21 protein-coding genes and 1 other annotated feature are annotated in these 18,329 nt (G+C 51.0%); of the genes, 17 read left to right on the top strand and 4 right to left on the bottom strand.

What is annotated here, in order from left to right; genetic code table 11:
- Positions 1-411 precede the first annotated feature (411 nt).
- Entirely contained in the window at positions 412-1,170 is a 759-nt protein-coding gene (locus C3432_RS06430; protein WP_103775829.1) for a DUF481 domain-containing protein, read from the top strand.
- A gap of 263 nt (positions 1,171-1,433) precedes the next feature.
- Complete coding sequence (locus tag C3432_RS06425; protein ID WP_103775828.1) at positions 1,434-1,655, top strand: hypothetical protein; 222 nt, start codon at positions 1,434-1,436, stop codon at positions 1,653-1,655.
- 156 nt (positions 1,656-1,811) lie between these two features.
- Here C3432_RS06425 and yniD read toward each other — a convergent pair whose 3' ends face one another.
- A complete protein-coding gene (gene yniD / locus C3432_RS06420; RefSeq protein ID WP_103775827.1) occupies positions 1,812-1,919 on the bottom strand; it encodes a small membrane protein YniD in 108 nt (35 codons plus the stop codon).
- Between the two features lie 330 nt (positions 1,920-2,249).
- Between yniD and C3432_RS06415 the strand changes: the two genes are divergently transcribed.
- The 15 genes from C3432_RS06415 to selO all read left to right on the top strand — a co-directional run bounded on the left by C3432_RS06415 (position 2,250) and on the right by selO (position 15,718).
- Positions 2,250-2,462, top strand: a complete 213-nt coding sequence (locus C3432_RS06415) for a hypothetical protein (RefSeq protein ID WP_103775826.1) — start codon at positions 2,250-2,252, stop codon at positions 2,460-2,462.
- Positions 2,463-2,710: 248 nt separating this feature from the next.
- A complete protein-coding gene (thrS, locus tag C3432_RS06410) occupies positions 2,711-4,639 on the top strand; it encodes a threonine--tRNA ligase (RefSeq protein ID WP_103775825.1) in 1,929 nt (642 codons plus the stop codon).
- A 3-nt stretch (positions 4,640-4,642) separates the two neighbouring features.
- Entirely contained in the window at positions 4,643-5,185 is a 543-nt protein-coding gene (infC, locus tag C3432_RS06405) for a translation initiation factor IF-3 (protein ID WP_103775824.1), read from the top strand.
- A 95-nt stretch (positions 5,186-5,280) separates the two neighbouring features.
- A complete protein-coding gene (gene rpmI / locus C3432_RS06400; protein ID WP_001124225.1) occupies positions 5,281-5,478 on the top strand; it encodes a 50S ribosomal protein L35 in 198 nt (65 codons plus the stop codon).
- A 120-nt stretch (positions 5,479-5,598) separates the two neighbouring features.
- On the top strand, positions 5,599-5,955 hold the full coding sequence (gene rplT / locus C3432_RS06395; RefSeq protein WP_000124850.1) for a 50S ribosomal protein L20: 357 nt from the start codon (positions 5,599-5,601) through the stop codon (positions 5,953-5,955).
- A gap of 118 nt (positions 5,956-6,073) precedes the next feature.
- Positions 6,074-6,197: a sequence feature (Phe leader region), on the top strand.
- On the top strand, positions 6,079-6,123 hold the full coding sequence (pheM, locus tag C3432_RS06390) for a pheST operon leader peptide PheM (RefSeq protein ID WP_001386830.1): 45 nt from the start codon (positions 6,079-6,081) through the stop codon (positions 6,121-6,123). It overlaps the preceding feature by 45 nt.
- 62 nt (positions 6,198-6,259) lie before the next feature.
- The gene (gene pheS, locus C3432_RS06385) at positions 6,260-7,243 is read left to right on the top strand and encodes a phenylalanine--tRNA ligase subunit alpha (protein WP_103775823.1); all 984 of its coding nucleotides are present in this window, start codon (positions 6,260-6,262) and stop codon (positions 7,241-7,243) included.
- Between the two features lie 15 nt (positions 7,244-7,258).
- Positions 7,259-9,646, top strand: a complete 2,388-nt coding sequence (pheT, locus tag C3432_RS06380; protein ID WP_103775822.1) for a phenylalanine--tRNA ligase subunit beta — start codon at positions 7,259-7,261, stop codon at positions 9,644-9,646.
- Positions 9,647-9,650: 4 nt separating this feature from the next.
- Positions 9,651-9,950 (top strand): integration host factor subunit alpha, encoded by a 300-nt coding sequence (gene ihfA, locus C3432_RS06375; RefSeq protein ID WP_001229266.1) that lies wholly within the window; start codon positions 9,651-9,653, stop codon positions 9,948-9,950.
- 222 nt (positions 9,951-10,172) lie between these two features.
- Positions 10,173-11,153, top strand: coding sequence for a vitamin B12 ABC transporter permease BtuC (gene btuC / locus C3432_RS06370; RefSeq protein WP_103775821.1), 981 nt, complete (start codon positions 10,173-10,175; stop codon positions 11,151-11,153).
- Between the two features lie 63 nt (positions 11,154-11,216).
- Positions 11,217-11,768, top strand: coding sequence for a glutathione peroxidase (locus C3432_RS06365; RefSeq protein WP_103775820.1), 552 nt, complete (start codon positions 11,217-11,219; stop codon positions 11,766-11,768).
- On the top strand, positions 11,768-12,517 hold the full coding sequence (gene btuD, locus C3432_RS06360; RefSeq protein WP_103775819.1) for a vitamin B12 ABC transporter ATP-binding protein BtuD: 750 nt from the start codon (positions 11,768-11,770) through the stop codon (positions 12,515-12,517). The genes C3432_RS06365 and btuD overlap by 1 nt, the downstream gene beginning before the upstream one ends.
- 78 nt (positions 12,518-12,595) lie before the next feature.
- The gene (locus C3432_RS06355) at positions 12,596-13,060 is read left to right on the top strand and encodes a C40 family peptidase (RefSeq protein WP_103775818.1); all 465 of its coding nucleotides are present in this window, start codon (positions 12,596-12,598) and stop codon (positions 13,058-13,060) included.
- Positions 13,061-13,500: 440 nt separating this feature from the next.
- Positions 13,501-14,214 carry an EAL domain-containing protein gene (locus C3432_RS06350; protein ID WP_103775817.1) on the top strand — a complete coding sequence of 238 codons (714 nt, stop codon included), beginning with the start codon at positions 13,501-13,503 and terminating at the stop codon, positions 14,212-14,214.
- A 61-nt stretch (positions 14,215-14,275) separates the two neighbouring features.
- Positions 14,276-15,718, top strand: coding sequence for a protein adenylyltransferase SelO (gene selO, locus C3432_RS06345; RefSeq protein ID WP_103775816.1), 1,443 nt, complete (start codon positions 14,276-14,278; stop codon positions 15,716-15,718).
- A gap of 2 nt (positions 15,719-15,720) precedes the next feature.
- On the opposite strand, the gene hemP is transcribed toward selO, so the two are convergent.
- From hemP to ppsR, 3 genes are all read right to left on the bottom strand, one after another.
- Positions 15,721-15,912: a hemin uptake protein HemP gene (gene hemP, locus C3432_RS06340; RefSeq protein ID WP_103775815.1), complete on the bottom strand. Its 192-nt coding sequence runs from the start codon at positions 15,910-15,912 to the stop codon at positions 15,721-15,723.
- A gap of 136 nt (positions 15,913-16,048) precedes the next feature.
- Positions 16,049-17,095, bottom strand: a complete 1,047-nt coding sequence (gene aroH / locus C3432_RS06335; RefSeq protein WP_103775814.1) for a 3-deoxy-7-phosphoheptulonate synthase AroH — start codon at positions 17,093-17,095, stop codon at positions 16,049-16,051.
- 277 nt (positions 17,096-17,372) lie between these two features.
- Positions 17,373-18,206, bottom strand: coding sequence for a posphoenolpyruvate synthetase regulatory kinase/phosphorylase PpsR (ppsR, locus tag C3432_RS06330; RefSeq protein ID WP_103775813.1), 834 nt, complete (start codon positions 18,204-18,206; stop codon positions 17,373-17,375).
- Between the last annotated feature and the right edge of the window lie 123 nt (positions 18,207-18,329).

Genomic DNA, 18,329 nt, shown 5'->3' with positions numbered 1-18,329 from the left:
TAGTCTGGCACCGATCGGCTGGAATGTGAAGCAATTAACAATATGATTTCTTGAGCGTTTATCTTTTTTTATCGATGTAAAAACAGATTATTTAGCAAACTGACGGCACACTTATTCAAAAAATTCTGCTTTAAGATCATGGTATTTATATGTGGCGTGTCATTTGGCCTGGCGTTTATCGTGGCTGTTCAGCGGCGTGAACACCGGGCGTCATCAATGCCAGTGCAGCAGTCAGAACCATCTCCTTCTTCACCATCACCTTATTCTTATTTAAGATTCTTTTACCGGCTTCTTAGACTATCTTATCAGTTGCCCGACAGGGGAAGGGCGATGTAAATTGCGCATCCCAACTCAACAATACTCTGAGGTCGCTTTGTACTGCCTTAGAAAGATGTCTAGCAAGAGATTGAAATGAAGCTTTTAAAGACAGTTCCCGCTGCAGTTTTGCTGGCGGGGGGCATGTTTGCATCGACGTATGCAACGGCCGATGATTCCGTTTTTACTGTCATGGACGATCCTTCCAGTGCGAAGAAACCCTTCGAAGGTAACCTTAACGCGGGATACCTTGCCCAGTCAGGCAATACGAAAAGTTCCTCACTGACGGCTGATACCACGATGACCTGGTACGGACAAACGACCGCCTGGTCTTTGTGGGGAAATGCCAGCAATACCTCTTCTAACGACGAACGTTCCTCGGAGAAATATGCCGTCGGCGGACGTAGCCGCTACAACATGACCGACTATGATTATCTCTTCGGGCAGGCGAGCTGGCTGACGGATCGTTACAACGGCTACCATGAGCGTGACGTACTGACCACAGGTTATGGTCGACAGTTTCTCAATGGCCCCGTGCACAGCATGCGTTTTGAATTTGGTCCGGGCGTTCGTTATGACAAACGCACGGATGACACTTCTGAAACCCAGCCGCTGGGCTATGCGTCAGGCGCTTATGCCTGGCAAATGACGGACAATGCTAAATTTAGCCAGGGTGTGTCTGTATTTGGCACTGAGGATACCACCCTCAACTCAGAAACCGCGCTCAATGTTGCCATTAATGAACATTTTGGTTTGAAAGTGGCTTACAACGTCACCTGGAACTCTGAGCCGCCGGCAACGGCACCGGAACACACCGACCGCCGCACAACGGTTTCCTTGGGCTATAAAATGTAATAGTGAGCCAGGCTGATTATCCGGCCTGGCTGTATTATTCGCTTTATGTGCTGTTATTTCTCGACCACAGTTTTATTTTTTTTAAAAGAACGATTCTTCATACTTTCTCCATAATTACTTTTTAATTGCTTTGTACAATTTATTTGACACGAATTGTTAATTAAACTGACTGGTCAAAAGTGTGATCTGGATCTACACTAAAAAACACAGGCAATTAAATGCCGCCTAAACAAAGCATTAATTCTAATAAGAGAAGAAAGACTATGAATAATATCAAAACTGCGGGTGCAGTCATCGTGCTTTCAGCACTCTCCTTCGGCGTATTCGCTGCTGAGCCGGTCTCTCAGACAACTGAGCAAGTGGGTATCACGCGTGCCTCAGACGTTGAAGCTGGCTCTAATATTGCTCCGGGTTCCCAGTCTACAGGCCAGAGCATGAGCGATGCGTTTAACGTGCACAAACTGGTTGCGGGTGAATGGTCATAATATTTGGCGACATTTTTAAATCAGATGACTGAATGAAAAAAACCGGATTTCGTTGTGCCGGTTTTTTATTTTGTCAGGCTGGGTAAAGTATTTTTTAATCAAAACGCCGTTTTGTAAATATTAATACGGAGGGGATTATGCTTAATTTCGCAAAGGCTATCCCCAAATCATCGCAGCCCAGCGCAGTAACAGCATTGCCCCGCAAATGATGATCAACACGACAACCATCTTCCAGTGCTTTTTGGCAAAACGGCTCGTTGGCATAATCCTGTTCCCTCAATAGTGAGACTAATGAACCTAGTTTAACAAAAATGACCGTATCCCGGTTAACTGATTTACGCCATCACGCCTCCAGTGATTTCAGCATTGCCGGTCGCACAGCATCGATGTTCGATCCAGCCGCTCAACAATAAAGGGATGCTACTTTTGAACAAAGAGCTCACGTGGCGAGAGCGTCAATAAAACGGTCAATGCCTTCCTCAACTTTCCTGATATCAGTAAAAACATATTGATTCTAAAAGGATTAAAATAAAATTCTGAGGGTCTGATTCCAGACAGCTACGCTTAAAAAGGCAACTTATATCGGGAGGGGTTATGTTGACTCATTCTGAAGCAAAAAGATGGGCTTCTTTGATGCTCAAGGCAGCCTTATGCGATGGCATGAAAACCGAAGAGATTTCCCGGCAGGTACATCTTGTCTGCGATCATCACGGTAAGGAATGTCTTGAAGAACTGATTGAAGAAATATTGATAGAGGCGGGGCGAATAGGGCCCAGGCACAGCGATGGGCAATTGACTCATCACTGATGTAACGTGTTCACCGCCTTCGGGCGGTTCTTTATTTGTGAAACAGAAAGATGCATTCTCCCTTTTTTTAGTGTTACCATCGTCTAACTGGATGAAGAGCAAGCGTAAAAGTTATTCATCTATGTAACGGATTGTGTGCCAATTTAGCAATTGTTGGTTAGATGGCTATGCAACCTATTATAAACAAACACATTTTCTCTTTGTATGTGATCTTGCGTATGGGTCACCACTGCAAATAAGGATATAACATGCCTGTTATTACTCTTCCTGATGGCAGCCAACGCCATTACGACCACGCTGTAAGCCCCATGGATGTTGCTCTGGACATTGGTCCTGGTTTGGCGAAAGCCACCATTGCGGGTCGTGTAAACGGTGAGCTGGTCGATGCTTCCGATCTGATTGAACATGACGCGAAGCTCTCCATCATCACCGCAAAAGATGAAGAAGGTCTGGAGATCATTCGTCACTCTTGCGCGCACCTCTTAGGGCACGCAATCAAGCAACTTTGGCCGAATACCAAAATGGCTATCGGTCCGGTTGTCGACAACGGTTTCTATTATGACGTTGATCTTGATCGTACGTTAACCCAGGAAGATGTCGATGCGCTCGAGAAGCGGATGCACGAGCTCGCTGAGAAAAACTACGACGTCATCAAGAAGAAAGTCAGCTGGCACGAAGCGCGTGAAACCTTCGTGAAGCGCGGCGAGACTTACAAAGTTTCTATTCTTGACGAAAATATTGCCCATGATGACAAGCCAGGCTTGTATCATCACGAAGAATATGTCGATATGTGCCGTGGTCCGCACGTGCCAAACATGCGTTTTTGCCATCACTTTAAACTGATGAAAACCGCAGGCGCGTACTGGCGTGGTGACAGCAACAACAAGATGCTGCAACGTATTTATGGTACGGCGTGGGCAGATAAAAAAGCCCTTAATGCCTATCTGCAACGTCTGGAAGAAGCGGCCAAGCGCGATCACCGTAAAATCGGTAAACAGCTCGACCTGTATCATATGCAGGAAGAGGCACCGGGTATGGTGTTCTGGCACAACGACGGCTGGACCATCTTCCGTGAGCTGGAAGTCTTTGTTCGTTCAAAACTCAAAGAATATCAGTATCAGGAAGTTAAAGGCCCGTTTATGATGGACCGTGTGCTGTGGGAAAAAACCGGCCACTGGGACAACTACAAAGATGCGATGTTCACGACTTCTTCAGAGAACCGTGAATACTGCATCAAGCCGATGAACTGTCCGGGTCACGTGCAGATCTTTAATCAGGGTCTGAAATCCTACCGCGATCTGCCGCTGCGTATGGCGGAATTCGGTAGCTGCCATCGTAACGAGCCGTCAGGCGCGCTGCATGGCCTGATGCGTGTTCGTGGCTTCACTCAGGATGATGCGCATATCTTCTGTACAGAAGAGCAGATCCGCGATGAAGTTAACGCCTGCATTCGTATGGTCTACGATATGTACAGCACCTTTGGCTTCGAGAAGATCGTCGTCAAGCTTTCCACTCGTCCGGAAAAACGTATCGGCAGTGACGAAATGTGGGATCGTGCTGAGGCGGACCTGGCTGTTGCGCTGGAAGAAAACAATATCCCATTTGAGTATCAATTGGGTGAAGGCGCATTCTACGGTCCGAAAATTGAATTTACCCTGTATGACTGCCTCGATCGCGCATGGCAGTGCGGTACTGTACAGCTGGACTTCTCCTTGCCGTCTCGTCTGAGCGCCTCCTATGTAGGCGAAGACAACGAGCGTAAGGTACCGGTAATGATTCACCGCGCAATTCTTGGGTCGATGGAACGTTTCATTGGTATCCTGACCGAAGAGTTTGCTGGTTTCTTCCCGACCTGGCTTGCGCCAGTTCAGGTAGTGATTATGAACATCACCGATTCTCAGTCTGAATATGTTAACGAATTGACGCAGAAACTACAAAATGCGGGCATTCGTGTAAAAGCAGACTTGAGAAATGAGAAGATTGGCTTTAAAATCCGCGAGCATACTTTACGTCGTGTCCCGTATATGCTGGTCTGTGGTGATAAAGAAGTGGAATCAGGCAAAGTTGCCGTTCGCACTCGCCGCGGGAAAGATCTGGGCAGTCTGGACGTAAGTGAAGTGATTGAGAAGCTGCAACAAGAGATTCGCAGCCGCAGTCTTCAACAACTGGAGGAATAAGGTATTAAAGGCGGAAAACGAGTTCAAACGGCGCGTCCGAATCGTATTAATGGCGAAATTCGCGCGCAAGAAGTTCGCTTAACAGGTCTGGAAGGCGAGCAGCTTGGTATTGTGAGTCTGAGAGAAGCTCTGGAAAAAGCTGAAGAAGCCGGAGTAGACTTAGTCGAAATCAGCCCTAACGCCGAGCCGCCGGTTTGTCGTATAATGGATTACGGCAAATTCCTCTATGAAAAGAGTAAGTCTTCTAAGGAACAGAAGAAAAAGCAAAAAGTTATCCAGGTTAAGGAAATTAAATTCCGCCCTGGTACCGACGATGGCGATTATCAGGTAAAACTCCGCAGCCTGATTCGCTTTCTGGAAGATGGCGATAAGGCCAAGATCACGCTGCGTTTTCGCGGTCGTGAGATGGCCCACCAACAGATTGGTATGGAAGTGCTTAACCGCGTCCGTGACGATCTGAGTGAACTGGCAGTAGTCGAATCCTTCCCTACGAAGATCGAAGGCCGCCAGATGATCATGGTGCTCGCTCCTAAGAAGAAACAGTAGGCCTTCAAGTAGCAATTCCTGTGGAGCCTTCAGGCTTCACAGGTTTTGTTCGCCTGGGTTTCGTTTATTAACAATGCGAAGTGGAAGTTATTAAAATGCCAAAAATTAAGACCGTACGCGGTGCTGCTAAGCGCTTCAAAAAAACCGGTAAAGGTGGTTTTAAGCACAAGCACGCTAACCTGCGTCACATTCTGACCAAAAAAGCGACTAAGCGTAAACGTCACCTGCGCCCGAAAGCCATGGTTTCTAAAGGCGATCTGGGTCTGGTTATCGCGTGCCTGCCGTACGCATAAGCCGTTAACGATTATTTTTAACTTTTTTATGCCCATGAGATTTTCTATTGTCGCAAGGCAGTTAATGCCGCGAGGATGTGAAAGGCGAGGGGCAAATCAGAATAGATACAGGAGAGCAATATGGCTCGCGTAAAACGTGGTGTAATTGCACGCGCACGTCACAAGAAAATTTTGAAACAAGCCAAAGGCTACTACGGTGCGCGTTCTCGCGTATACCGCGTTGCCTTCCAGGCAGTTATCAAAGCTGGTCAGTACGCTTATCGTGACCGTCGTCAGCGTAAGCGTCAGTTCCGTCAACTGTGGATTGCGCGTATCAACGCAGCAGCACGTCAGAACGGTATTTCTTACAGCAAATTCATCAATGGCCTGAAAAAAGCCTCTGTTGAAATCGACCGTAAGATCCTGGCTGATATCGCAGTATTCGACAAAGTAGCGTTCACCGCTCTGGTTGAAAAAGCGAAAGCAGCTCTGGCATAAGCCAGTGAAAAGAGGGAGCCTGGCTCCCTCTCTTTTATTTCTTGTCTGTCAATCAGTTGACAATTTATCCGTAAGCCTTTTCAATAAAGGTTCTCCGGTTTTACCACACAAGGTAACGCAAGCATGAATGCTGCTATTTTCCGCTTCTTTTTTTACTTTAGCACCTGAGTTCAGGAGGCTAGCGCGTGAAAGAAGAAACGAAAAACAGCGCGAAAAAGCCTCCTGATGGAGGCTTTTTTTGTACCTGAAATCGAGAGAATAAGTCCAACAAACCGGTGTCTTCACCGACACAATGAGGAAAACCATGTCACATCTCGCAGAGCTGGTTGCCAGTGCAGCGGCCGCCATTAACCAGGCGTCAGATGTTGTCGCGTTAGATAATGTACGCGTCGAATATTTGGGCAAGAAAGGGCATTTAACCCTTCAGATGACGACCCTGCGTGAGCTACCGCCGGAAGAACGTCCGGCAGCCGGTGCGGTTATTAACGAGGCAAAAGAGCAGGTACAGCAAGCGCTCAATGCACGGAAATCCGAACTGGAAAGTGCGGCGCTGAATGCGCGCCTGGCGGCAGAAACTCTCGACGTTTCTCTACCGGGGCGTCGTATTGAAAATGGTGGTCTGCATCCGGTCACCCGTACCATCGATCGTATTGAAAGTTTCTTCGGTGAGCTTGGTTTTACCGTGGCAACTGGCCCGGAAATCGAAGACGATTATCACAACTTCGATGCGCTGAACATTCCTGGCCATCACCCGGCACGCGCTGACCACGACACTTTCTGGTTTGATGCCACCCGTTTGCTGCGTACGCAGACGTCTGGCGTCCAGATCCGTACCATGAAAGAGCAGCAGCCGCCAATCCGTATTATCGCACCAGGTCGCGTGTACCGTAATGACTACGACCAGACGCACACGCCGATGTTCCACCAGATGGAAGGGCTGATCGTTGATACCAACATTAGCTTCACCAATCTGAAGGGTACGCTGCACGACTTTCTGCGTAACTTCTTTGAAGAAGATCTGCAGATTCGTTTCCGCCCATCTTATTTCCCATTCACTGAACCGTCCGCGGAAGTTGACGTTATGGGTAAAAACGGTAAATGGCTGGAAGTGCTGGGCTGCGGGATGGTACATCCAAACGTACTGCGCAACGTGGGGATCGATCCGGAAGTGTACTCCGGCTTTGCCTTCGGTATGGGCATGGAGCGTCTGACCATGCTGCGCTATGGCGTCACCGATCTGCGTTCATTCTTCGAAAACGATCTGCGTTTCCTCAAACAGTTTAAATAAAGGCAGGAACAAACAATGAAATTTAGTGAACTGTGGTTACGCGAATGGGTTAACCCGGCTATCGACAGTGAGGCGCTGTCGAATCAAATTACGATGGCGGGTCTGGAAGTAGACGGCGTTGATGCGGTCGCTGGCGAATTTAACGGCGTCGTTGTGGGTGAAGTGATGGAGTGCGCCCAGCACCCGAACGCGGACAAATTGCGCGTAACGAAAGTTAACGTCGGCGGCGAGCGTCTGCTTGATATCGTTTGCGGCGCGCCAAACTGCCGTCAGGGGCTGAAAGTTGCCGTGGCGACTATTGGCGCGGTTCTGCCGGGCGATTTCAAAATTAAAGCGGCTAAGCTGCGCGGTGAGCCGTCAGAAGGCATGCTGTGCTCTTTCTCCGAACTGGGTATTTCCGACGATCACAGCGGCATTATTGAACTCCCTGCGGATGCGCCGATCGGTACCGATATTCGCGAATACCTGAAGCTTAATGACAACACCATCGAAATCAGCGTGACGCCGAACCGTGCCGATTGCCTGGGTATCATCGGCGTTGCTCGCGATGTCGCGGTGCTGAATAAAGCGCCGCTGATTGAGCCAGAGATCGCACCGGTTGTCGCGACGGTCGGCGATGTGCTGCCAATCACGATTGAAGCACCGCAGGCCTGTCCGCGTTACCTGGGCCGTGTTGTCAAAGGCATCAATGTTAAGGCACCGACGCCGCTGTGGATGAAAGAGAAGCTGCGCCGCTGTGGTATTCGTTCTATCGATGCCGTGGTTGACGTCACTAACTATGTGCTGCTTGAGCTGGGCCAGCCGATGCACGCTTTCGACAAAGACCGTATTGACGGCGGGATCGTTGTGCGCATGGCGAAAGAAGGGGAAACACTGGTTCTGCTTGATGGCAGCGAAGCGAAGCTGAATGCCGATACGCTGGTGATTGCGGATCGTAACAAAGCGCTGGCGATGGCCGGTATATTTGGTGGTGAACACTCTGGTGTGAACGGTGAAACACAAAACGTTCTGCTGGAATCCGCTTTCTTCAGCCCGTTGTCTGTCACCGGTCGTGCCCGTCGCCACGGTCTGCATACTGACGCATCACATCGTTACGAGCGTGGTGTCGATCCTGCACTGCAATATAAAGCGATGGAACGAGCAACCCGTCTGCTGATCGATGTCTGCGGCGGCGAAGCTGGTCCGGTCATTGATATGACCAGTGAAGCAAACCTGCCGAAACGTGCCACCATCACTCTGCGTCGTAGCAAGCTGGATCGTCTGATTGGCCACCCTATTGCCGACGAGCAGGTAAGCGATATTTTGCGCCGTCTGGGCTGCGAAGTGACTGAAGGTCAGGACGAGTGGCAAGCGGTAGCGCCGAGCTGGCGTTTCGACATGGAAATCGAAGAAGATCTGGTCGAAGAAGTCGCGCGCGTTTATGGCTATAACAACATTCCTGACAAGCCGGTGCAGGCGGGGCTTATCATGGGGACTCACCGCGAAGCGAATCTGTCGCTCAAGCGCGTGAAGACCATGCTTAATGATAAAGGCTACCAGGAAGTCATCACCTATAGCTTTGTTGACCCGAAAGTGCAGCAGTTGATTCATCCGGGTGAAGAAGCCCTGCTGTTGCCAAACCCCATCTCCATTGAGATGTCGGCGATGCGTTTGTCCCTGTGGACGGGCTTACTGGCTACGGTGGTCTATAACCAGAACCGCCAACAGAATCGCGTACGTATCTTTGAGAGTGGCCTGCGCTTCGTGCCGGACACTCAGGCAAATCTGGGCATCCGTCAGGACCTGATGTTGGCTGGTGTGATCTGCGGTAACCGTTATGATGAGCACTGGAACCAGGCAAAAGAGACCGTTGATTTCTATGATCTGAAAGGCGATCTGGAGTCTGTGTTGGATCTGACTGGCAAACTGGGTGATATTCAGTTTAAAGCCGAAGCGAATCCTGCGCTGCATCCTGGGCAGTCCGCAGCGATTTATCTGAAAGGTGAACGCATTGGTTTTATTGGGGTTGTTCATCCTGAGCTGGAACGTAAACTGGATCTCAACGGTCGCACTCTGGTGTTTGAGCTGGAGTGGAACAAGCTCGCAGACCGCGTGGTGCCTCAGTCGCGTGAAATTTCCCGCTTCCCGGCGAACCGTCGTGACATCGCCGTCGTTGTTGCTGAAAACGTTCCCGCAGCGGATATTTTATCCGAATGTAAGAAAGTTGGCGTAAATCAGGTAGTTGGCGTAAACTTATTTGACGTGTACCGCGGTAAGGGTGTTGCGGAGGGGTATAAGAGCCTCGCCATTAGCCTGATCCTTCAGGATACCAACCGTACACTCGAAGAAGAGGAGATTGCCGCTACCGTCGCCAGATGTGTAGAGGCATTAAAAGAGCGATTCCAGGCATCATTGAGGGATTGAACCTATGGCGCTTACAAAAGCTGAAATGTCAGAATATCTGTTTGATAAGCTTGGGCTTAGCAAGCGGGATGCCAAAGAACTGGTCGAGCTGTTTTTCGAAGAGATCCGTCGTGCTCTGGAAAACGGTGAGCAGGTAAAACTCTCTGGTTTTGGTAACTTCGATCTGCGTGATAAGAATCAACGTCCGGGACGTAACCCGAAAACGGGTGAAGATATTCCCATTACAGCACGGCGCGTGGTGACCTTCAGACCCGGTCAGAAGTTGAAGAGCCGGGTTGAAAACGCTTCGCCCAAAGAAGAGTAATCAGATCTATACTCTGAACCATTCAGGTTGCGGGAAGGCGGCAACACAGCGAGTCCCAGGAGCGTACACGAGTACGTGACTGGGGTGAGCGAATGCCGCTAATTCAGAGGCAGCCTGGACGATAAAATGTGTAATTAAAAAGGCCGCTTGCGGCCTTTTTCCTTTCCTGCAAGAGTGACTGACCGTAAAATCACGCAATTACTCTTCAGCTGAATGGAAAACATGCTGACTTATGCCCGTCAACAACAGCGACAACATGTACGCTGGATCCTGAGTCTGTCGGCGCTGATGCTACTGGCGTTACTCTTAAGTTTATGCGCCGGAGATCAATGGCTCCCGCCTGGCGACTGGTTTAGCCCGCGCGGCGAACTGTTTGTCTGGCAAATTCGACTTCCCCGCACGCTTGCCGTGTTGCTGGTGGGGGCCGCGCTGGCGCTTTCCGGTGCGGTAATGCAGGCGCTGTTTGAAAATCCGCTGGCGGAGCCGGGGCTGCTTGGCGTCTCTAACGGTGCTGGCGTTGGGCTGATTGCCGCCGTTCTGCTGGGGCAAGGCCAGCTTCCTGGTTGGGCGTTGGGGCTTTGCGCCATTGTCGGGGCGCTGGTTATTACCCTTATCCTATTGCGCTTTGCTCGGCGTCATCTCTCTACCAGTCGTTTACTGCTTGCCGGTGTTGCGCTGGGGATCATCTGTAGCGCCCTGATGACCTGGGCTATCTATTTCTCCACCTCTTTTGACCTGCGCCAGTTGATGTACTGGATGATGGGGGGATTTGGCGGGGTGGACTGGCATCAATCCTGGCTGATGGTGGCGCTGATCCCGGTCCTGGTGTGGATCTGTTTTCAGTCCCAGGCGATGAACATGCTGGCGTTGGGGGAAACCTCGGCCCGCCAGTTAGGACTACCTCTGTGGTTCTGGCGCAATCTGCTGGTGGTGGCGACCGGCTGGATGGTTGGCGTGAGCGTAGCGCTGGCTGGTGCCATCGGCTTCATTGGTCTGGTCATCCCGCATATTCTGCGTTTGTGCGGATTGACCGATCACCGCGTGTTGTTGCCAGGCTGTGCGCTTGCCGGAGCGGTGGCGTTATTGCTGGCCGACGTTGTCGCGCGACTGGCGCTGGCATCTGCGGAACTCCCGATTGGCGTGGTGACCGCCACGCTGGGGGCGCCTGTCTTTATCTGGCTGCTGTTAAAAGCAGGACGTTAGCAGGACAAAGTCGGTCTATGATTAAAAGCTGGCATTAATATGACTCACAATCCGGGAGACGCTATGCAAGATTCAATCCTTAATACTGAAGTGACAACGATTGATGGGGACATGGTCACGCTTGAAAAGTACGCCGGAAACGTACTGTTGATCGTAAATGTCGCCTCTAAATGTGGACTGACACCGCAGTACGAGCAGCTGGAGAATATCCAGAAGGCGTGGGCTGACCGTGGTTTTTTGGTACTGGGATTTCCCTGCAATCAGTTTCTTGGGCAGGAACCCGGCAGTGAAGAAGAGATCAAAACGTACTGTGCCACGACCTGGGGCGTGACGTTCCCGATGTTCAGCAAAATTGACGTCAACGGCGAGGAGCGCCATCCGCTATATCAAAAACTGATCGACGCAGCGCCGACGGCCGTCGCGCCTGAAGAGAGTGGTTTCTATGAGCGTATGGCAAGTAAAGGCCGCGCGCCGCTCTATCCGGATGATATTTTGTGGAACTTCGAGAAGTTTTTAGTGGGGCGAGACGGCCGGGTGATCCAGCGTTTTTCACCAGATATGACGCCTGAAGATCCGATCGTCATGGAAAGTATCAAAGTCGCGTTGGCAAAATAATGTCTCAATTGATGCAGCTACAGGATATTGTTGAATCTACCCGTCTGGGGCCACTCTCTGGTGAAATTCGCGCGGGTGAGATCCTCCACCTTGTCGGACCTAACGGTGCCGGAAAAAGCACGCTGCTGGCACGTATGGCAGGGCTGACATCCGGTGAGGGGAGCATTACCCTGAATGGAACCCGGTTAGAGGAGTGGCCTGCGGGAAAGCTCGCCCGGCATCGGGCTTATCTGGCTCAGCAGCAGAATCCGCCTTTTGCCATGCCGGTCTGGCATTTTCTGACGCTGCATCAGCCTGATAAAACGCGCACCGACCAGCTTTATGAGGTGGCCGATGCGCTGGCGTTGGGTGACAAGCTTGGGCGAAATACCCGCCAGCTATCAGGCGGAGAGTGGCAGCGCGTGCGCCTTGCGGCGGTGGTGCTGCAAATTTCGGTGCAAGGGAATCCGCAGGGGCAACTGCTGCTGCTGGATGAACCCATGAATAGCCTCGATGTCGCACAGCAAAATGCGCTCGATACTATTTTGAGCCGACTCTGTGCCGAAGGAGTTTCTGTGGTGATGAGTAGTCACGATCTTAACCACACGCTGCGGCACGCGCACCGAGCCTGGTTACTGAAGCAGGGCCAGTTGCTCTCCAGCGGCCCACGTGATGAGGTGCTGACTCCGCCTAATCTGGCCCGCGCGTATGGGCTGAACTTTCGCCGCCTTGACATAGAAGGCCACAGAATGCTCATATCAACCACTTAAGTGAAATGGTTTCTTGAAAATTGGGTAATATCAACGCTAAATTGATACAAGAATACAAAAACAGAGGATTCGTCCTGAATGCGTTGCTGGTTTCTTCTTTTCACAGCGTTGTTGTTGGCAGGGTGCAGCAGCCATCGTGCGCCGCCGCCGAATGCCCGTCTTTCGGATTCCATTACTGTGATTGCTGGTCTTAACGATCAGCTGCAATCCTGGCGTGGTACGCCATATCGTTACGGTGGTATGAGCCGTAGCGGCGTGGATTGTTCCGGTTTTGTCGCCATGACGATGCGTGACCAGTTTGATTTGCAGTTGCCGCGCGATACGCGTGGTCAGGCAAAGCTGGGTACCGAAATCGATAAAGGCGATCTGCTTCCTGGCGATCTGGTTTTCTTCAAAACGGGGTCAGGAGAAAGCGGTCTGCACGTCGGTATTTACGATACCAATAATCAATTTATTCATGCTTCAACCAGTCGCGGAGTGATGCGTTCATCACTGGATAATGTCTACTGGCGGAAAAATTTCTGGCAGGCGAGACGAATTTAATGGGGCGGTGAGAAAAAGATCGCCCCATCATGATAAAGGCGTGGATATCGGGCTGTAACCTGACTAAAGATATGGAAAACATACTTTACATACTGGGTTCTGTTTTCTGCCAACCATTGTGAGCCTGGCTTTATTACAATAAAAAGGATAAAACCACATTACGGTTTATATACTCTAAATAACTCGAGTTGCAGGACAAAACGGCGTCGTCGTTTTGAACAGCGCTTGCGCTGGCCCCGAAGGGGCGAGGCCGGGTAACAAAGCCAACACACATGCAACCTGAAGTATGACGAGTATAATCAGGCCAGACCTGAAAACGGACCCGGATCCCCGATTAATAAGGATAAAATGAACGCTCCTCCATTAGTATTAAAAATGACGTGTGTCTACGTCCTTTGCTACAGAATCCCGGATTATTCCCTTACTGTGGGGCCGGCGCGATGAATATTTCACTGGATAATCTTTACCATTCCGAACTCTGTTTTCTCCCGGCGCGGAATGAGCAACATAAACTGATAGGACTGGAGATTGTCGCTAACTTTGTCAGTGACGATGGCACTGTTCGCATCCCAACAGAACTGATTATGCCGCGTCTTTCTGCCGGGCAACATGGTCAACTGTTTGAAGAAAAGCTGACGTTGCTCGAAACCTGCCAGCACTTTTTTATTCAGCATAAACTCATCGCCTGGATTTATTTAGCCCCTGAAGTTGTTGATTATTTATTAACGAATGATAAATACGCTTCGCGTATCAACAGGTTCCCATTTCTTGAGCTGATGATTAATGAAGATTTCCCTGAATTAAGTAAGGGAAAAGAAAATCAAACGTTAAAAATTTTAACAACAAAGTTTCCTCTTATCCTCTCTAATTTTGGCGCCGGTGACAGTTCCGGCAGGGCTGTTTTTGACAGGATGTTTAAACGGGTCGCGCTGGATAAAAATTTCATCCAACAGCGTGCAGGTAAACCCTCCTTTGAACCCTTTATGCGGGCTATTTTTGCGCAAATATCGCCTTGTTGTGAATCCATCATGATCGCTGGCATTGACAGTGAAGAGATGTTAGCCCGCGTTGCGCCGTTTGGATTCAGCTCGATGCAGGGCAGCCTGTGGCCTGTTGTTCCTGCCGGTAAAATAACGACCCTGGCGCCGCGATAACCTTTCTGTTTGCTGGTGTTTAAGCAATAAATTAGCGGCTACACTACAGGCAGGAGGCTCTATGACCCTGTCTTTTTCCGCTCGCTGGCGCGATGAATTACCAGCAACATATACCGCTCTTTCACCCACTCCCCTGAAAAATGCGCGTCTAATTTGGCATAACGACGAACTGGCAAAACAGTTGGGTGTACCTTCTGCGCTATTTGACGTTAAAAATGGCCCAGGCGTGTGGGGTGGAGAGACCTTATTGCCCGGCATGTCGCCTCTGGCCCAGGTGTACAGCGGGCATCAGTTCGGCGTCTGGGCGGGGCAGCTTGGCGACGGGCGCGGTATTCTCCTCGGCGAACAGCAGCTTGCGGACGGCAGCACGCTGGACTGGCATCTGAAAGGCGCCGGGTTAACGCCTTATTCACGAATGGGAGACGGGCGTGCGGTGCTCCGTTCCACGATCCGCGAAAGTCTGGCCAGCGAAGCGATGCATGCCCTTGGTATCCCCACGACACGTGCGTTAGCGATGGTGACCAGCGACACGCCGGTATACCGGGAAACCGTGGAATCCGGAGCCATGCTGATGCGGCTGGCGCAAAGTCATATGCGCTTTGGTCACTTTGAACATTTTTACTACCGCCGGGAGCCGGAGAAAGTTCGTGCGCTTGCGGATTTTGCCATCCGGCATTACTGGCCCCATTTGCAGGATGAAGAGGACCAATATACGCCGTGGTTCCAGGATGTTGTGACGCGGTCGGCTTCACTGATTGCGGACTGGCAAACTGTGGGTTTCGCCCACGGCGTCATGAACACGGATAATATGTCGATCCTTGGGTTGACGATGGATTACGGCCCGTTCGGCTTCCTGGATGATTATGTTCCCGGATTTATCTGCAACCACTCCGACCATCAGGGGCGCTATCGCTTTGATAATCAACCTGCGGTAGCGTTGTGGAACTTACAGCGTCTGGCGCAAACGCTGTCACCGTTAATGACGGTTGAAACGCTCAATGACGCGCTTGATGGTTATCAGAGGACGTTGCTTACCCGTTATGGTCAGCGGATGCGGCAGAAGCTGGGTTTCTTCACTGAGCAAAAAGATGATAACGACATTCTGAGCTCATTGTTCAGCCTGATGGCACGTGAAGGTAGCGACTATACCCGAACGTTCCGAATGCTCAGCCTGACGGAGCAGCAGAGTTCGGCCTCGCCTCTGCGCGATGAATTTATCGATCGTGCGGCATTTGACGGCTGGTTTACCCGTTACAGAGCGCGTCTGCAGCTTGAACATGTTGATGATGAGCAGCGTCAGTCGCTGATGCAGAGCGTGAATCCCGCGGTGGTGTTGCGCAACTGGCTGGCCCAGCGGGCAATCGAGGCCGCAGAGCAGGGGGATATGAGTGAACTGCATCGCCTGCATGAGGTGCTGCGTAATCCTTTCAGCGAACGGAGTGATGACTACATCCATCGTCCGCCGGACTGGGGCAGGCGTCTGGAAGTGAGCTGTTCCAGCTAGGCTTATTTGGTCAACAAGAGTTTACCTGCCTGCGTTTTTCGCAGCAGGTACTGCTGGCCATCATGATCGATAATAACCTTTCCCTCCTGGCCCAAAAGCGTCTGGCTGGAGATCCGCCGGGTGATGTCCGGAGGAGGGGCTATTTTTTCTCTTTCCTTAGGTTGAAGTGACCCGGTGTTATCCCTGCGTGGCATAGTTATTAATAATAATTGGTTTAACAATGATTATTATTATCAATAATATGCATTTACAGGGCAAGCGTTAATTCAGGCGGGTAAAGAATAAAAAAGGGATGAGAGACGGCCCATCCCCGCAGGAATGGGCAGGCGATTAGAAACGACTGTCTACTGCACTGGCAAGCTTGTTCAACAGCAACCCGGTATCTTCCCAGTTCAGGCAAGGGTCGGTGATCGACTGACCGTAGACCAGCGGCTGCCCGCTGACAATTTTCTGCGTACCTTCACGCAGAAAACTTTCGGCCATGATACCTGCGATCGCCGTTGACCCATTGCGGATCTGCTGGCAGATGTCATCACAGACGTCCAGCTGACGTCGATGCTGCTTCTGGCAGTTGCCATGGCTGAAATCGACCACCAGATGTTCGGGTAAATCAAACTCATGCAGCGTGTCGCAGGCTGCCGCAATATCTTCCGCGTGGTAGTTCGGTTTCTTACCGCCGCGCATGATGATATGACCGTACGGATTGCCGCTGGTTTGATAAATGGTCATTTGCCCGGTTTTATCCGGTGAGAGGAACATGTGGCTGGCGCGGGAGGCACGAATGGCATCAACGGCAATTCGCGTGTTGCCATCGGTACCATTTTTAAAGCCTACCGGGCAGGAGAGCGCTGACGCCATTTCCCGGTGGATCTGACTTTCCGTCGTGCGGGCGCCAATAGCACCCCAGCTGATCAGGTCTGCAATAAACTGGCCGGTCACCATATCAAGGAATTCAGTGGCCGTAGGGACACCAAGCTCATTCACCTGCAACAGCAGCTTACGCGCCAGTTCAATACCGTAATTGACGCGGTAGCTGCCGTTCAGGTCCGGATCAGAAATTAGACCTTTCCAGCCCACAACGGTGCGCGGTTTTTCAAAATAGGTGCGCATGACAATTTCCAGACGCGCCTGGTGTTTGATGCGCAGCGTCTGCAACCGCGTCGCATATTCCATCGCAGCGTCGAGATCGTGAATCGAGCAAGGGCCTACAATCACCAACAGGCGGCGATCTTCACCATTCAGTATTTTTTCAATGCGGCGTCGGGAGTCGGTAACGTGGCTGGCGACGGAGGAGGTTACGGGATGCCGTAGCGCCAGTTCTGCGGGCGTGACCAGACTGTCTATACGCGCAGTACGGAGTTCGTCGGTTCTGTTCATTACAAGTCTCAGAAATTTGTTGCTTCAACGGCAGGGGTTGCCGGGAAGTGATGGGCATAACCTTAACACACTTCATCTTTCAAGCTTTGGCATTGTTGGCTGCGATTATTCACCCCGGTTGCATAGCAAACTATGCGACCGGGGTGGCAGTTTCCGCCACGATACAACTTGACTGAGGCTGTGTTCACACCAATCCCTGCTGGTTCAAGTGCGAGGTGTATCACATCTCGCAGGTTGAGCGCATCATAACAAAAAAACGAACCATTACACTAGTTTTCTAGTACATCCTGCGGTTAAGCCCCATGATATCGAGCATCTTGGTGGCGATCTCTTCTACCGAATAGTTGGTGCTGTTCAGCCACGGGATCTGATTTTTACGATACAAAGCTTCAACCTCCGCGACCTCCATCCGGCACTGACGCAGGGAGGCATAGCGGCTGTTTTCCCGACGTTCTTCACGAATGGCCGCCAGACGCTCCGGGTCGATGGTCAGGCCAAACAGCTTATGCTGCAAGGGTTTCAGCGACGCGGGCAGCACCAGATTATCCATATCGTCAGCAATAAAGGGGTAGTTAGCCGCACGAATGCCAAACTGCATCGCCAGATAAAGACTGGTAGGGGTTTTTCCACAGCGGGAGACGCCAAGCAGGATCACCTGTGCCTGATCGAGGTTGCGCAACGAGATCCCATCGTCGTGCGCAAGCGTGTAATCAATAGCCGCAATACGCGCGTCATATTTGTTGAGATTGCCGGGATTAAGACCGTGAGTTCGGTGCGCAATCGGCGTAGGGTCCAGCTTCATCTCCTGCTGCAGCGGGGCAACCAGCGCCTGGACAATATCCTGGCAGAACCCTTCGCTTTGCAGAATGATGGCGCGGATTTCCGGCAGCACAATGGAATAGAACACCAGCGGACGCACGCCGGTTTGTTGGTAAATTGCGTCAATCTGGTCTTTAACGGCGCGGGCACGGCTCTCATTTTCAACAAACGGCAGCGTAATACTGCTAATGGCGACAGGGAATTGCGACATCACCGCATGGCCCAGAACCTCGGCGGTAATCGCCGTTCCATCGGAGATATAAAAAACATGACGATCAACAGCATTATCCATTTTTTTTATCCTGGCAGCTTTCATAATTCTCTTAAAGCATATACCCGTCATACTTCGCAGGTGCGTTGGCTTTGTTACCCGGCCCTGTCACGTACTTGTGTATGCTCCCGGGGATGAATAAGT

The sequence above is a fragment of the Citrobacter amalonaticus genome, from assembly GCF_002918555.1.
Lineage (GTDB): Bacteria > Pseudomonadota > Gammaproteobacteria > Enterobacterales > Enterobacteriaceae > Citrobacter_C > Citrobacter_C amalonaticus_A.
Note: the sequence above shows the minus strand (reverse complement) of the source record. Positions and strands in the feature narration are given on the sequence as shown.

What these genes read in the sequence shown, in the direction of transcription:
- C3432_RS06430 (WP_103775829.1), top strand. Translation starts at nt 412, where the DNA reads ATGAAGCTTTTAAAGACAGTTCCCGCTGCAGTTTTGCTGGCGGGGGGC.
- C3432_RS06425 (WP_103775828.1), top strand. Translation starts at nt 1,434, where the DNA reads ATGAATAATATCAAAACTGCGGGTGCAGTCATCGTGCTTTCAGCACTC.
- yniD (WP_103775827.1), bottom strand. Translation starts at nt 1,919, where the DNA reads ATGCCAACGAGCCGTTTTGCCAAAAAGCACTGGAAGATGGTTGTCGTG.
- C3432_RS06415 (WP_103775826.1), top strand. Translation starts at nt 2,250, where the DNA reads ATGTTGACTCATTCTGAAGCAAAAAGATGGGCTTCTTTGATGCTCAAG.
- thrS (WP_103775825.1), top strand. Translation starts at nt 2,711, where the DNA reads ATGCCTGTTATTACTCTTCCTGATGGCAGCCAACGCCATTACGACCAC.
- rpmI (WP_001124225.1), top strand. Translation starts at nt 5,281, where the DNA reads ATGCCAAAAATTAAGACCGTACGCGGTGCTGCTAAGCGCTTCAAAAAA.
- rplT (WP_000124850.1), top strand. Translation starts at nt 5,599, where the DNA reads ATGGCTCGCGTAAAACGTGGTGTAATTGCACGCGCACGTCACAAGAAA.
- pheS (WP_103775823.1), top strand. Translation starts at nt 6,260, where the DNA reads ATGTCACATCTCGCAGAGCTGGTTGCCAGTGCAGCGGCCGCCATTAAC.
- pheT (WP_103775822.1), top strand. Translation starts at nt 7,259, where the DNA reads ATGAAATTTAGTGAACTGTGGTTACGCGAATGGGTTAACCCGGCTATC.
- ihfA (WP_001229266.1), top strand. Translation starts at nt 9,651, where the DNA reads ATGGCGCTTACAAAAGCTGAAATGTCAGAATATCTGTTTGATAAGCTT.
- btuC (WP_103775821.1), top strand. Translation starts at nt 10,173, where the DNA reads ATGCTGACTTATGCCCGTCAACAACAGCGACAACATGTACGCTGGATC.
- C3432_RS06365 (WP_103775820.1), top strand. Translation starts at nt 11,217, where the DNA reads ATGCAAGATTCAATCCTTAATACTGAAGTGACAACGATTGATGGGGAC.
- btuD (WP_103775819.1), top strand. Translation starts at nt 11,768, where the DNA reads ATGTCTCAATTGATGCAGCTACAGGATATTGTTGAATCTACCCGTCTG.
- C3432_RS06355 (WP_103775818.1), top strand. Translation starts at nt 12,596, where the DNA reads ATGCGTTGCTGGTTTCTTCTTTTCACAGCGTTGTTGTTGGCAGGGTGC.
- C3432_RS06350 (WP_103775817.1), top strand. Translation starts at nt 13,501, where the DNA reads ATGAATATTTCACTGGATAATCTTTACCATTCCGAACTCTGTTTTCTC.
- selO (WP_103775816.1), top strand. Translation starts at nt 14,276, where the DNA reads ATGACCCTGTCTTTTTCCGCTCGCTGGCGCGATGAATTACCAGCAACA.
- hemP (WP_103775815.1), bottom strand. Translation starts at nt 15,912, where the DNA reads ATGCCACGCAGGGATAACACCGGGTCACTTCAACCTAAGGAAAGAGAA.
- aroH (WP_103775814.1), bottom strand. Translation starts at nt 17,095, where the DNA reads ATGAACAGAACCGACGAACTCCGTACTGCGCGTATAGACAGTCTGGTC.
- ppsR (WP_103775813.1), bottom strand. Translation starts at nt 18,206, where the DNA reads ATGGATAATGCTGTTGATCGTCATGTTTTTTATATCTCCGATGGAACG.